General features: G+C 73.0%; 8 protein-coding genes. 3 read left to right on the forward strand and 5 right to left on the reverse strand.

The window, feature by feature from the left end:
* Positions 1-517 precede the first annotated feature (517 nt).
* Positions 518-1,315, reverse strand: coding sequence for a hypothetical protein (locus tag B207_RS0130320; protein WP_018640459.1), 798 nt, complete (start codon positions 1,313-1,315; stop codon positions 518-520).
* Positions 1,316-1,618: 303 nt separating this feature from the next.
* On the opposite strand from B207_RS0130320, the gene B207_RS0130325 reads away from it, so the two are divergent.
* The 3 genes from B207_RS0130325 to B207_RS0130335 all read left to right on the forward strand — a co-directional run bounded on the left by B207_RS0130325 (position 1,619) and on the right by B207_RS0130335 (position 7,544).
* Positions 1,619-3,958 (forward strand): FdhF/YdeP family oxidoreductase, encoded by a 2,340-nt coding sequence (locus B207_RS0130325; protein ID WP_035743115.1) that lies wholly within the window; start codon positions 1,619-1,621, stop codon positions 3,956-3,958.
* A 191-nt stretch (positions 3,959-4,149) separates the two neighbouring features.
* On the forward strand, positions 4,150-6,360 hold the full coding sequence (locus B207_RS36400) for a tetratricopeptide repeat protein (protein ID WP_018640461.1): 2,211 nt from the start codon (positions 4,150-4,152) through the stop codon (positions 6,358-6,360).
* A gap of 143 nt (positions 6,361-6,503) precedes the next feature.
* Positions 6,504-7,544 (forward strand): MBL fold metallo-hydrolase, encoded by a 1,041-nt coding sequence (locus tag B207_RS0130335; protein WP_018640462.1) that lies wholly within the window; start codon positions 6,504-6,506, stop codon positions 7,542-7,544.
* A 54-nt stretch (positions 7,545-7,598) separates the two neighbouring features.
* Here B207_RS0130335 and B207_RS37450 read toward each other — a convergent pair whose 3' ends face one another.
* From B207_RS37450 to B207_RS0130355, 4 genes are read right to left on the reverse strand one after another with little or no spacing between them, the layout of a single operon-like run.
* Entirely contained in the window at positions 7,599-8,426 is an 828-nt protein-coding gene (locus B207_RS37450; RefSeq protein ID WP_051102723.1) for an FHA domain-containing protein, read from the reverse strand.
* Entirely contained in the window at positions 8,423-9,733 is a 1,311-nt protein-coding gene (locus tag B207_RS0130345; protein ID WP_018640463.1) for a VWA domain-containing protein, read from the reverse strand. Before B207_RS0130345 ends, B207_RS37450 begins: the two co-directional genes overlap by 4 nt.
* A 14-nt stretch (positions 9,734-9,747) precedes the next feature.
* On the reverse strand, positions 9,748-12,138 hold the full coding sequence (locus B207_RS0130350) for a serine/threonine-protein kinase (RefSeq protein WP_018640464.1): 2,391 nt from the start codon (positions 12,136-12,138) through the stop codon (positions 9,748-9,750).
* Entirely contained in the window at positions 12,135-12,788 is a 654-nt protein-coding gene (locus B207_RS0130355; protein WP_230205322.1) for a hypothetical protein, read from the reverse strand. The genes B207_RS0130350 and B207_RS0130355 overlap by 4 nt, the downstream gene beginning before the upstream one ends.
* Positions 12,789-13,238: the final 450 nt, after the last annotated feature.

Below are 13,238 nucleotides of genomic sequence, written 5' to 3' on the forward strand. Positions count from 1 at the left end.
CGCTTTCATCATCCGACTGGAAGGCCACTTCCGTCACTACGGCTGGCCACGTTTTCGGTAATTCGGCTGCCGGAGTTTCTCCGGTGAAGCTCTGCGTCGTTTCCTCGGAATTTGATCCGGGTGTGCGTGGCCTTGATTTGTGCGGCCCATCCCGGGCGAGCGTGGCGGGATCGCATCCAACTCGCTCCGCTCCGCGCAAGGCACCTTGAGGCGCCCCACAACGTGGCTACGGAACGTCACTGATCACAACCTGGTGCGATCTCTGCGCAGCCCTGGGTGTTGGCCGCACCGGGAGGGCGGCCGCCCGCGGGATTGTTCGAGGTGAATCGTGTTCGGTGTGACAGGAAACAAAATGTTATGACGTAAAACTCCTTGTTGACGTCCCCGAAGCCCCGAAGCCCCGAAGCCCCGAAGCTGCGGAGTTCCGGAGCCCCGGCGGGTGCGGGCCGCGGACGGACGGACGGTCCTCGCCGGCGCGCGGAGGAGGGGTGGCGCGCCGACGGGAACCCGCCGCGGTTCAGGAGCTCGCTGCGGCTCCGGCGCCCGGGTCGCTCTGGGGAGCGCCGACCCCCGGGATGGTCGGCGGCTGGAAGACGTCCGTCGGCGCGGTGGCGACAACTGGCTTGCCGAACTCGGAGAACGTGGCGTCCAGGGTGTTGCCGTCCTTGTCGCCGAGCTGGTGCAGCGGCAGGGCCGGGCCGACGAGCGAGACGAACAGGGTGGACGACTTCGTCGTCAGCTTCACCGCCGGGGTTCCCTGCTCGGTCACCTCCTCCACGGTGGCCTGCTCGCCGCCTTCGATCTCCTTCCTGATCTCCAGGATCTCGTCGGCCGCACCGGTGATCGTGAGATCGTCGGATGCCCCGATGCCCCCCGTGTTGATCCACTGGTCGGGGCGTGCGCCGGGGAACGTGCCCGAGCCGGCCGTGCCGCGGATGTAGGCGACGTCGTCGATGCGGATCACCTCGACACGCTGGCCGTTCTGGTCGAGCGTTCCGGTGACGGTGCCGTTCGCTCCGAGCCGCAGGTCGACCGAGGCGGCCCGGCCGCCGCTGACGTTGCGCCCCACGTACCGCACGCTGCCCGCCTCGCGGAGCGCGTCCGCCGCGGCGGTGACGATGTCGACGGCGGGCTTCGACTCGATCCCGTTGCGCGGTCCGGTCACCGCCTGCGTGCTCTGGTCGCCGCCCGTGGCGGTGCCGGCGGAGTCGGCGGAGCCGTCATCGCCCCCACCGCAGGCGGAGAGGGTGAGTGCGACGCCGAGAGCAGCCGTCACGGCGGCGAGCCGGGAGAATCGAGTGGCCGGGTTTCGCATTGTCGTCCTTTCGCAACGCCGGATCGGTGACCGCCCCGTGTACGCACGTGCCGGCTCCCGTTCCAGCTCGGTGGTCCCCTCCCCTGTCGCCCGTAGGTGAGGTGACCATGGACGACGCCGCGGACAATATCGGCATTTAATGCGACATGCATCCGTCAATTCGTGGCTGGTCGGATCGGGTCCGGTCGGATCTGGTTGGTCGGACCGGGCTGCCTGGACCGGGCTGCCTGGACCGGTCGTAGTCTGAATGACCGAATGCGTGGCATCTCGAACCTGGCAGGCCCGAGGACGGCGGACGCGATCATGGTGACAGGCGACCAGACGGATCCAGACGACGTCCGCCTGCGGACCGGGGACCCGGCGACCTGGGCCGCGGGTGTCCCCGGTGTGGCCCATGCGCTGGCGCGCTGCAACGACCTGATGGGGGTGCGCCGTTCCGTCCAGACCCTGCGGCTGCTCAACCAGGACGGCGGTTTCGACTGCCCGGGCTGTGCCTGGCCCGAGCCACACCCCGGCGACCGCTCCCGGGTCGAGTTCTGTGAGAACGGGGCCAAGGCCGTCGCTCAGGAGGCGACCCGCGCCCGGGTGACCTCGGAGTTCTTCGCGGCTCACAGCGTGGCCGACCTCGCCACGCGCTCCGAGCACTGGCTCGGCGGGCAGGGCCGGCTCGTGGCACCGGTCTACAAGGCCGCGGGCGCGGACCACTACACCCCGATCAGCTGGGACGACGCGTTCGCGATCACGGCCACCGAACTGAACGCGCTGAAAAGTCCGGACGAGGCTGCTTTCTACACCTCGGGCCGGACGAGTAATGAGGCGGCGTTTCTGTACCAGCTGTTCGCCCGCTCGTTCGGGACGAACAACCTGCCGGACTGCTCCAACATGTGCCACGAGTCGTCCGGTGTCGCCCTGACCGAGAGCATCGGGGTCGGCAAGGGCTCCGTCACCCTGGAGGATCTGGAAACGGCGGATCTGGTCCTCGTCGTCGGGCAGAACCCGGGCACGAACCATCCGCGGATGCTCAGCTCCCTGGAACGGTGCAAGCGTGCCGGCGGCAGCGTCGTCGCCGTCAACCCGCTGCCGGAGGCGGCGCTGCTGCGCTTCCGCAACCCGCAGCACGTGCGGGGCGTCCTCGGCCGGGGCACCGCGCTCGCGGACCAGTTCCTGCAGATCCGTCTCGGCGGTGACCTGGCCCTGTTCCAGGCGCTGTCCGCGCGGCTGCTCGCCGCGGAGGACGCCCGTCCCGGCAGCGTCCTGGACCGTGCCTTCATCGACCGGCACACCACCGGCTTCGAGGCGTTCGCCGCGCACGCGCGCAGCCACCTCAGCGAGGCCGGCGTCACCGCCGCCACCGGCCTGCGGCCCGCCGAGATCGACGAGCTGACCAACCGGGTTCTCGCCGCCGACCGGGTGATCGTCTGCTGGGCGATGGGCCTCACCCAGCACCCGGCCGCCGTCGCGACGATCCGGGAGGTCGTGAACTTCCTGCTCCTGCGCGGCAACATCGGCCGGCCCGGGGCCGGAGTGTGCCCGGTGCGGGGCCATTCGAACGTCCAGGGCGACCGCACCATGGGCATCTCGGAACGCATGCCGCAGCCGTTCCTCGACGCCCTCGGGAGCGAGTTCGGCTTCACCCCGCCCTCCCGTCACGGCCTGGACGTCGTCAACACGATCCGGGCCATGCGTGACGGCCGGGTGGCGGTGTTCGTCGCCATGGGCGGGAACTTCGTCGCGGCCACTCCCGACACCGCCGTCACCGAGGCGGCGATGCGCCGCTGTCGGCTCACCGTGCAGGTGTCCACCACGCTCAACCGCTCGCACGCGGTGACCGGCGAGCGCGCGCTGATCCTGCCCACGCTCGGCCGCACCGAGCTCGACCTGCGGCGCGCCGGCCCGCAGCGGGTCAGCGTCGAGGACTCGATGGGTGCCGTCCACGCCTCCCGCGGGCGGCTGACACCCGCCGGGCCGGACCTGCGCTCCGAGGTCGCCATCATCTGCGGCCTGGCCAGGGCCACCCTGGACGTCCCCCCGGGCGCGGCGGCCCCCGGGCGGCCCGTGGTGGACTGGGCGTCGCTGGCCGAGGACTACCGCCTCATCCGGGCGCACATCGCCCGCGTGGTTCCCGGCTTCGCCGGCTACGAGGCCCGGCTCGACGAACCCGGCGGCTTCCTGCTGCCGCACCCGCCCCGCGACAGCCGCACCTTCCCGACCCCGAGCGGCCGGGCAGCGTTCAGCGTGAACACCGTCGAGATCCCGCGGATCCCGCCCGGGCACCTGCTGCTGCAGACGATCCGCTCGCACGATCAGTACAACACCACCGTCTACGGTCTCGACGACCGTTACCGCGGGATCCACCACGGCCGCCGGGTGGTGCTCGTCAGCCCCGCGGACCTCGCCGATCTCGGCATCGCCGACGGCGCGGGCGTCGACATCGTCGGAGTGTGGTCCGACGGTGTCGAGCGCCGCGCCGCCGGCTTCCGGGCCGTCGCCTACCCGACCGCCCGCCGCTGCGCCGCCGCCTACTTCCCCGAGACGAACGTTCTGGTGCCGCTGGACAGCACGGCACGGCGGAGCAACACCCCCACCTCGAAATCCATCCTGATCCGCCTCGAGAACGCGGCGACCCGTCCCGGAACCGAATAGCCGGCCACGGGCCCGTCGGCCCGTCACGGCCGGTCCGCCTGCCTTTTCCGGGCCTGGGACACCAGACCCGGAAAAGGCAGGCGTTCGGCCTGTTCGGCCCTTTCCGGGAACCAGCCCGGCCGGCCGGCGTGTTGAAGCGGACGAGCGATGGTGCCTTCCTCACAGTCATTCCTGACCAGTCGAGGTGATGAGTGTCGCGGACGCGATCGGAGCCGGCGGGCGGCGCGGGCGCGGCGGCCTGCCCGGACCGGCCGCGGGTGTGGAACGTCCCGTGCCCGGCCCCGCCCGTCGTCAGCCGGGAGGACCTGCTGGACCGGCTGCACCGGGCACTGCGCCCCGCGGACGGCGCCGGGCGGCGGCCTGCCACGGCCGGCAGCGAGCGGCGGCCGGCCGCGGTCGGCAGCGGGAGGCGGGATCCCGCCGGGCAGGCCGGTGCGCGGGGCGCGGTCCTCGTTCTCGTCGCTGCCCAGGGCAGGGGCGGGCTGGGCCGCGCGCATCTCGCCGCCGCCTATGCGCACCGTCATGCCGACGAGTACGGGCTCGTGTGGTGGGTGGACGCGAGGACACCGGCCGGGGCCGAATCCTGCCTGCTCGACCTCGCCGCGGCCGTCGCACCGCCCGCCGCCGGGCCGCGGGCAGCCGTGCTGCGCCGGCTCTGGGCCGAGCTCGGCCAGCGCTCCGACTGGCTGCTCATCTACGACAACGTCACCTCACCACGGGACCTCGGCCTTGCCGCACCCCCCGACACGGGCCAGGTCATCATGATCGCCGCCGGCCCCGGAGCTGCCCGGCTCGCGTCCCGGGTGCTGCCGGTCGATGTGTTCGGCCGGGCGGAATCGGTCCAGCTCCTGCACCGGTGCGGCGAGCGGATCACCACCGAGGACGCCGACCGGCTCGCGGCGGCTCTCGGCGACCATCCGCTCGCCGTCACGCAGGCCGGCCACTTCCTGGCCGCGACCGGTATGTCGGTACCCGCCTACCTGCGCCTCCTCGCACAGCACCCCGGCTGGCCCGAGCCCGAGCCCGAGCCCGAGGACGGGGACGGGGCGGCCCCGGTGCCCGGGCCCGAGCGGCGGCTGGCCGCGGTCGTCAGCACGAGTCGGGCTGCCCTCGCGGCGGGCAGCCCGACCGGTGCCCAACTCCTGGACGGACTGGTGTTCCTGGCCGCCGCACCGCTGCCCCTGACGGTGTCGGCGCGCGAACTCGTGCGCTTCGGGCTGGCAGAGGCGTGCGGCGGTGCGGTCCGGGTGCATCCGCTGGTGCGGGAGCTCCTTCGCGCCGGGATGCCCCGGGAGCGCAGGGCCGCGGCCCTGCTCCAGGCCCGGCACCTCGTCGCCGCCCTCGGCACGGGGCGCCCCGGTGACCGGGCCGACGCCGTGGGCGGTACGGGAGAGGACGCGGCGGACCCGCCGCTTCTCGCCGTCCTGGAACAGCACCTCCGAACCCTTGTCGAGCTGGCGGCCAGCGACGTCGGCAGCAGCGACGTCGGCAGCAGCGACGTCGGCAGCAGCGACGTCGGCCACGATCCGCCGAACGACCGGGACGAGGCGGGCCTGCGCGCCGTGACGCTTCGGGTCGGCCGCCACCTGCGGATGTCCGGCCAGTACGGCAGCGGCCGGCAGCTCGTGCGGCAGGAGCGGCTGCGCTGGGTGGAACGGCTCGGTCCCGATCACCGTGACGTGCTCGACGCGGCCGAGCTGGAGGCGTCGATCCTCGCGGACGGCTGCGATGATCCGGCCGCGGCTCGCGAGCTGTTGGCGGACGTCCATCACCGCCGGGTGCTGACCTCCGGGGAACGGCACCGGGACACGCTGCGCACGGCGTCGGCGCTGGCCCGGGTCCGCGGCGAGCTCGGCGACGAGACCGAGTCGGCGCGACTGCTCGAGGGCACGCTCGGCCACCAGCGCGCGCTGTTCGGCGCCGATGACCGGGACGCGCTGCGGTCCGCCGACGGCCTGGGTGAGGTCCTGGTCCGGTTGGGGGAGTACGAGCCGGCCCGGGACCTGCTCGGTGACACCTGGTCGCGGCGCGAGCGGACGGCGGGTGCCGGCCATCCGGACACCTGGTGGACCGCCGCCGTCCTCGGTGTGGCTCTGCGTGGTCTCGGGCAGGCGCGGCAGGCCCGTGTTCTCCACGAGCGGGTGCTGACCGCTGCGCGCGAACGGCTCGGGGGCGAGCATCCGCTGACCCTGTACGCCGTTCTGCACCTTGCGCTGGATCTGGCGGCTCTCAAGGAGACGGACGCGGGCCGGGACCTGTTTACCGAGGCGATCGGATGGGACGTGTTCGGATGGTCGGGCGACCGCTGGTCGGGCGATCTGCCACCGGGTCCGCAGGCGTCGGTGATCCGGTGGGCCGCTCGCCACCGGGCTGACATCACAGCTCTCTGGGCGGGCGGCTGACAGCGCCCGCCCGAAAATTGACATAAAGATATATCGGTACGTGCGACAGGGCGGTGCCTGTCACGGTGGCTCGCCCGCTGCCGGCCGGCTGAGGAGGATGATCGGATGAGGCGACCGAGCCACCACACCGCGGTGATCGGCGCGTGACCGGCCAGGCGCGTCCGGCCGGGCCGCAGCTGCCACCGGTCGAACAACTCCGGCCCGGGCTGTGGAGCATCCCGGTCCCGCTGCCGACCGCCGGCCTCAGCCATGTCTTCATGTACCTGTTCGAGACGGACCACGGCGCGTACGTGATCGACCCCGGCTGGGACACCGACACCGGCTACGCCGCTGTCGAGGCCGGGCTCGCCGCCGCCGGCTACGCCCTGACCGACGTGCGCGGAATCATGCCCACGCACATGCACCCGGATCACTACGGCCTGGCCGGGCGCCTGCGGGAGGTCTCCGGCGCCTGGATCGCGCTGCACCCCGCGGACGCGGCCCTGCTTCGCCTCGATCCGATGGACCCGGCCGAACTGATCGACAAGGCGAACGCCCCGCTGCGGCGGGCAGGCGCGCCGCCCGAGGTGCTGCGGGACGTCACCCCGGCGCACCTGCCGCCCGGCCCGCTGCCCGCGATGGCCCGCCCCGACATCCTGCTCAATGACGGCGACCGGCCGGATGTCCCCGGCTGGGACCTGCGCGCGGTCTGGACGCCGGGCCACTCCCCGGGCCATCTGTGCTTCTGGGAACCGGCGAACCGGCTCCTTCTCTCCGGGGACCACATTCTGCCGCGCATCACGCCGAACATTCCCTTCGGAACGGGCGCGGCCGACGACCTTCTCGGCGACGATCCGCTCGGCGACTACCTGCGGTCGCTGGACAAGGTCGACGAGCTGCCCGCCGAGGCCACCCTGCCCGCGCACGAGTACCGCTTCGACGGCCTTTCGGAGCGGGTGAAGCAGCTTCACGACCATCACGAGCAGCGCTTCGGTGAGGTCCTGGCGGCGCTGGCCGCCGGCCCGGCCACCGGATGGGACGTCGCCAGCCAGATGGAATGGTCGCGGCCGTGGGTCGAGATCGACGGATTCGTGAAGCGGAGCGCCGTCGCCGAGGCACTGGCGCACCTGCGTGCGCTGGAGCGGCGCGGGCTCGTCCGCGAACGGCCCGGCGAGCCGCCGACCTGGGAGCGGACTCCCGCCTGAAGGCGTCACCGGGCGAAAGCCGCACCGGCCAGGTCGGTCAGGACACCGGTCCGCTCATCTCAGACGCAGGGTGATGCGGGTCCAGGCGCCGACGAACACCCGGTCACCGTCCCGGAGGGGCACGGGACGTCCCGGCCGGATCGGTTCGGGGTCCCGGTTCACCCGGGTGCCGTTGCGGGAGCCGTGGTCGACGACCGCGTAGCTGCCGTCGGGCTGCCGCACGAGCCCGGCGTGGCGGCCGGAGACGGCCGGGTCGTCGAGCGGGCCGGTCAGGTTGATGACCGGCTCCGTGCGGCTCGGCCGGGCGCCGATGAGGATCTCCGGGTTCTCCAGCGCGATCACGCGGGGCGGCCGCCCGGCCGGCAGGTGCAGATCGTCCCCGACGAGAGTCCCGAAGTGGACCGGGTCGACCTCGATGACGGCACTCCAGGCCGGACCCACGGCGGGCAGCTGCCGGACCACCGGTACCGCGGGACGCCGACCGGTCGTGAACCCGTAGCGGCAGCCGAGGCAGTACGCGTCGGTCACCAGGCGGCGGGTCCCACAGTGCGGGCACGGCTCGGGCGGGGGCCAGCCGGGTTCGAACCTGCGATCCCAGCTGCCGACGGACGGCTCCGTGGACATCGCCCGCGGGGCCCTCGGGTCCGCCGGCGGCCTGGTCGGAAGATCGTCGAGGTCGATGTCGGGCACGTCCGCCGGCCGCCAGGACCGGCCCGAGGCCAGCGTGGCGTCGTCGTCGAGGGTGGTCTCGCCGGACGGCTCGGGCAACGGGTAGGGCAGGGCGGCCGCGGCACTGGCCAGCCACCCCGTCGGCGGGCGGTAGGCGGGACCGCTCTCGCCGGCCCCACCGGCGCGGTCCTCCGGAACGGCAGGCGAGCTCATGAGGCGTCCTTCGGTTCGGCGGGCCGGGTGAAGCGTGAGCGCACGCCGAACACCTCCAGCTCGTGCGGGTCGACGCCGTCCTGGATCCGCACCTCACCGGTGGCCGGGTCCGTCCGCAGGACGCGGTCCAGCATCTCGATCTTCTCGGCGTCGCCGAGATCGTAGGCAAGGCTGCGGGCCGGCAGGAGGTAGGTGAGGGCGGTCGGACCGTCGTCGCGGCGCAGCGCGTCGATACCTTCGGTGAAGGCGCGTTCCAGTCTGATCATCTTGTGGCCCTGTTCCTCGAGCCGCGAGCGCTGCGTGTACAGCGCCGGATCCGGCGTCCACACGGCGGTGATGTCCGCCTGGCCGAGGGGCGGCTGCCTGCCGGAGCCGAGGGGCGGCTGCTCGCCGGAGACGAGGGAGACGCGGGCGAGCCGGCACGGGTCCGGCGACGTGCGTGGGCGCAGGCCCGAGACAGTGAGGTGGTAGCTGCGCTGCTCGGCGCCCCAGGCGCCGGTGGGGAAGTCACATTCCAGCGCACTGACCGGCCGGGCCCGCCCCAGCAGGTCACTGATGGCGGGAGTGACCTGCTTGAAGCTGCTGACCCGCGCGTTCTTCGGGATCCACACCCGCAGCGCGATCTCCGGCTGGAGGCGGGCCATCGCGGTGTCGGTCATCTTCTGGAAGTCGGCGACCAGGCCGGCCGGGTCGGCGATGTCGCGGGCGCTGCCGAGCAGGGCGTCGGAGACGGCGTTGAGCTCGGCGGCGATCCAACCACGGCCCACCCCGCGGCTGTCGCACTGGAAACGGCCCTGGCAGGCTGCCAGCGCGGCCTGGAAGGCCGCCGGTGTCTCGTGCTCGTTCTTCCCGTCGGTGAGCAGGATGGCGTGCCGGAAACCGCCGGTGTGCGCCGCGAACAGGTCGCGGGCGGCGAGCAGCCAGCGGCCGATGGCCGTCCCGCCGGCCGCGTCGATCCGGTTGATGTGCCGTTTCGCCTCCGCCAGGTGCTCCGCGGTGGCAGGCGCCAGGCCGCCACCGGGCGGGTAGACCGCCTCGGCGGTGCTCGTCCCGCGGATCACGGCGAACCGGGCGCCCGGCCGCAGGGCGTCGACGGCGGCGCAGGCCGCTCGCCGCGCCGCGTAGATCTTCGTCGGGGGAGCCATCATCGACCCGGAGCAGTCGATGATGATGACCTCCGCGTAGTCCGTGTTGCGGTGGCCCGGAGCCCCGTCCTCGCGGGCCCGCACCGTGATCAGCGCGTGCGCGTCGGTGGTGTCCCTGGCGAGGAAGCCGCTGCTGTCGGCCTGAACCGTGAAACTGATCATGGGAGATCTCCGGATCACAGCAGGGTCCGCGGCCGGGCCCGGTTTGCCTTGTCAACGAGCCGGATGCGCTCCCGGCGATTCCGGGTCAGCCGGGCGATCTCCCGGTACGCCTCCTCCAGGCCCAGCCGCAGGTCGTGGTCCACCAGCGGACGTCCCAGCACCGTCGGGCGCTCCGGCGCGGGAACAGTCACCGGGGCCGCCGGTGGAGCAGCCGCCTGTGCCGGTGTCGCGGCCTGTGCCGGTGCTGCCGCCTGCGCCGGTACGGACGGCTGTGCGCTCACGGTGCGCAGCGCCGCGGTGAGGATGTCCAGGCGGAGCTCCACCTCCAGCCGGCGGTCGAGGTCGAGCCGGCGGTCGGCGAGAACGGCCTCCGCGCGGGCGAGATCATCCCGGCTCACCGCGGCCGGGGCGGGGGCCGCCCGGTCGGGCCGGGTCAGCGAGCCGACGAGAACCCGGATCATCCGCACCCGGGAGATCGTGAAGGCGTAGGCGGACGGCGGGACCCGCGCGTAGGCCGCGAGCTTCCCGGCGGGACTGTCCAGGCAGCGGGCCAGCCCGAACGACGCGCTGGTGATCGCCGGGTCGATGGCGCTGACCGCGTCGAAGAGCTCCGCCGCGCGTTCCCGGTCGTCCGCGGCCTCGTTCGCGGTCGCCAGCGCGAGCCGCGGGGCCAGCTCGCTGGGGATCCACGCGAAGACCCGCTCGAACGCCTTCCCGGCCCGGCGCGGCCGGCCAGCGGCCAGGTCGAGGACGCCCTGGTACCAGACGGCCCGCCAGTCGTGGGGAAAGTCGACGGTCAGCGCGGAGACCGTCGTCTGGGACTCCGCCGCGTCGCCGGCCCGCAGCTGGGCGCTGGCCAGCGCGAGGCGGGTCGCGAGGGTGGGCCGCTCGACGTCGGCCAGCCGGGCGGCCAGCGCCGCCGGGTCCTCACCGGGGGTCGCCGCGAGGATCCGCGCCTGCGGGTCGTCGGCGTCGACGCGCAGCTCGGGCAGGATCTCCCAGACGGCCGGCGGGCCGCCCGGGTCCCGCCCCGGCACCGGCGCCCCCGGCGCCCCCGGCGCCCCCGGCGCCCCCGCCGGGCGGCTGCCGCCCGCCTCGCCCGTCGGATGCAGCTCGGGCTCGAACCAGCGGCTGGCCAGCGGCGGAAGCCGGTGCTCGGTCCGGGTGACGATCTCGTACAGGACGCCGGTGAGCTCCGCGGCGAGCTCGCCGACGCTCCCGAACCGGTCCGCCGGGCTCTTCGCGGTGCCGCGGCGCAGCAGATGGTCGAGTGACTCGAACCTGGACAGCGGCCCGTACTCGCCGCGCGCCGGCAGCGTGTGGCGGTGGTCGTCCAGGAACCCCGGGAACCGGCCCAGTACCAGACGGGCCAGCGTGCGGGTGGCGGCGAAGACGTCCGAGGCGACGGTGGGGACGCCGTGCCGGCCCCCCTCCACCGCGCGGAACTCGCCGTCCTCCAGCTCGGGCGCCCGGTAGCCGGGGGTGGAGAGGAAACTGGAGGTCTGGTCGTCCAGCCGCCGGGCACCGCCCAGATCGATCAGGACGACCTGCTCCGGGGTGACCATGATGTTGTCCGGTTTGAGATCGCAGTAGGCTAGCCCGCGCCGGTGCAGGTGACCGAGCGCCGGGAGCAGCCGCAACAGGTAGCGGATGGCGTCCGCCGGCGGCAGCGGCTCCGGCCGCCCGTCACGCCCCGGCCGCCGCCGGTCGGCCAGCCTGGACAGTGACACTCCCGGGACGTACTCCATGACGATGTAGTCCTCGCCCCGGTGTGAGACGTAGTCGATGATCTTGACGATGTTCGGATGGTGCACCGCGCTGAGGACCCGCCGCTCCGCCTCGGCGATCCGCCGCGCCTCCGGATTGGCGACGTCCAGCAGGCCCTTGAGCACCACCCACTTGCCCACCCGGTTGTTCATCGCCGCGTAGACCCAGCCCATACCACCGTGCGCGATCACTCCGTGCACGGTGTAGTGCCCGACCTGCTCCTGGGGGAAGAGCTTGACCGTGAACGAGTAGCGCTGGCCGCACTGTGGGCAGAAACCCTCCAGCTCCGCACCGCGATCCGTTCCCGGCCGGGCGACCTTCGACCCGCATGCCGCGCATTCCCGCAGGTGGTTCGGAACAGTCGGGTTCGCCATCAGCGGTGGGGTGTCCGCCATCAGCAGGGCGTCGACGATCGGCAGCCGCAACGGATCCTGGCCGTGCTCCGACGACGACTCGTCCACCGGCTGCGTGTGCGGCGTCGGGGATTCCGAGGATTCCGGGGACTTCCGGGAAACCAGGGAATCCGAGGCCTCGGTCGACGGCGCGGACGCCCCGCACAGGTTGCAGTAGCCGCTGGTGCTGATGAACCCGTCCGGGCAGTCCGGCTCGGGGCAGGGGACCTCGGTCAGTTCACTCACGGCAACTCCCCGCGCGTCCGGCCCGTCGCATCCTCATGGTCAGTCAGGGCGTGCAGGTAGGCCATGGTCAGGCGCTCAGCCACCACCAGATCGCTGGGTGCGCGGTAAAGCGTCCCGAAAGCACGCGCGTGCAGTGCGGAAAGCTCCTCGTCCTCGGCGAGCCCCAGCCGGACGGCCTTCGCGTGCGCCGCCTCCAGCCGCCCGCGCAGCTCGCGGCGCTGGTCGAGCGGCATCGCATTCGTACGGGCCACCGCCTTCGCCACCCGCTCCGTCTCGTCGGCGAGGGTGTGCCATCGCGTGAGCCCACCCACCACGTCCGCCTCGCGACCGCCGGTCAGCGCGGCGGCGGCAAGATCGGCCAGCCAGGGGCGCAGGCCCACGCCGGACTGGTCCAGGACGTCCGGATCGGCGAAGGTGACCAGGCCTGCCGGTTCGGCGATGAGACCGCGAGCCCTCTCCACCGAATCCTCCGCCCCCGTCACCAGCGTGACGAGCTCGGCGAGACGGCGACGCGCAACCGCCAGCGCGCTGTCAACCGCCCGTTCCGTACCGGTGCCGTCGTCCCGACCCGGTCCTGCCGGTCCTGCCGGTCGTGCCGGTCGTGGCGGCGCGGCGGGATTCACCGGCCTGGCCGGGTTCACGTCGCTCATTGTGCGTTCCCAGCCTTTCGCCGGAGCTGGCCTGTACCGGTCGTACGGACAATCAGTCGGATGCCCGGCGCCGGATGTCCGCAGGCTGCTGGCCGCAGCGCGGGATCCGTTCGTGGCCAGCCGTTCGCCAGCGGACCGGCCATCAGCGGGACCATTGCGGCGCAGGCGGCCTCGACCCAATACCAGGAACTTTAGGTTCGGGTCAGTACTGTGACGACCGAGGGCGGTGGTCCTGTGAGGTGTCTGTCGATCGGCTTCTTGGTGGGGAACGGGGTGCGGTTGGCCCGGCGGACGACGCGGGGGTTGGAGCGGTGACGTTCCGGTAGGACGTGTTCGGCGATCTCAGCGGTCACCGCGGCCAGGACACGGGCCATCCGTCGGAGGGGGGAAAAGCGCCCGGCGTACTACCTGGCGCCGGACGATGGTGACGGTGTGGGTGAAGGAGAGCCG

Origin of the sequence: Parafrankia elaeagni, from assembly GCF_000374165.1 — a bacterium.
Classification (GTDB): domain Bacteria; phylum Actinomycetota; class Actinomycetes; order Frankiales; family Frankiaceae; genus Parafrankia; species Parafrankia elaeagni.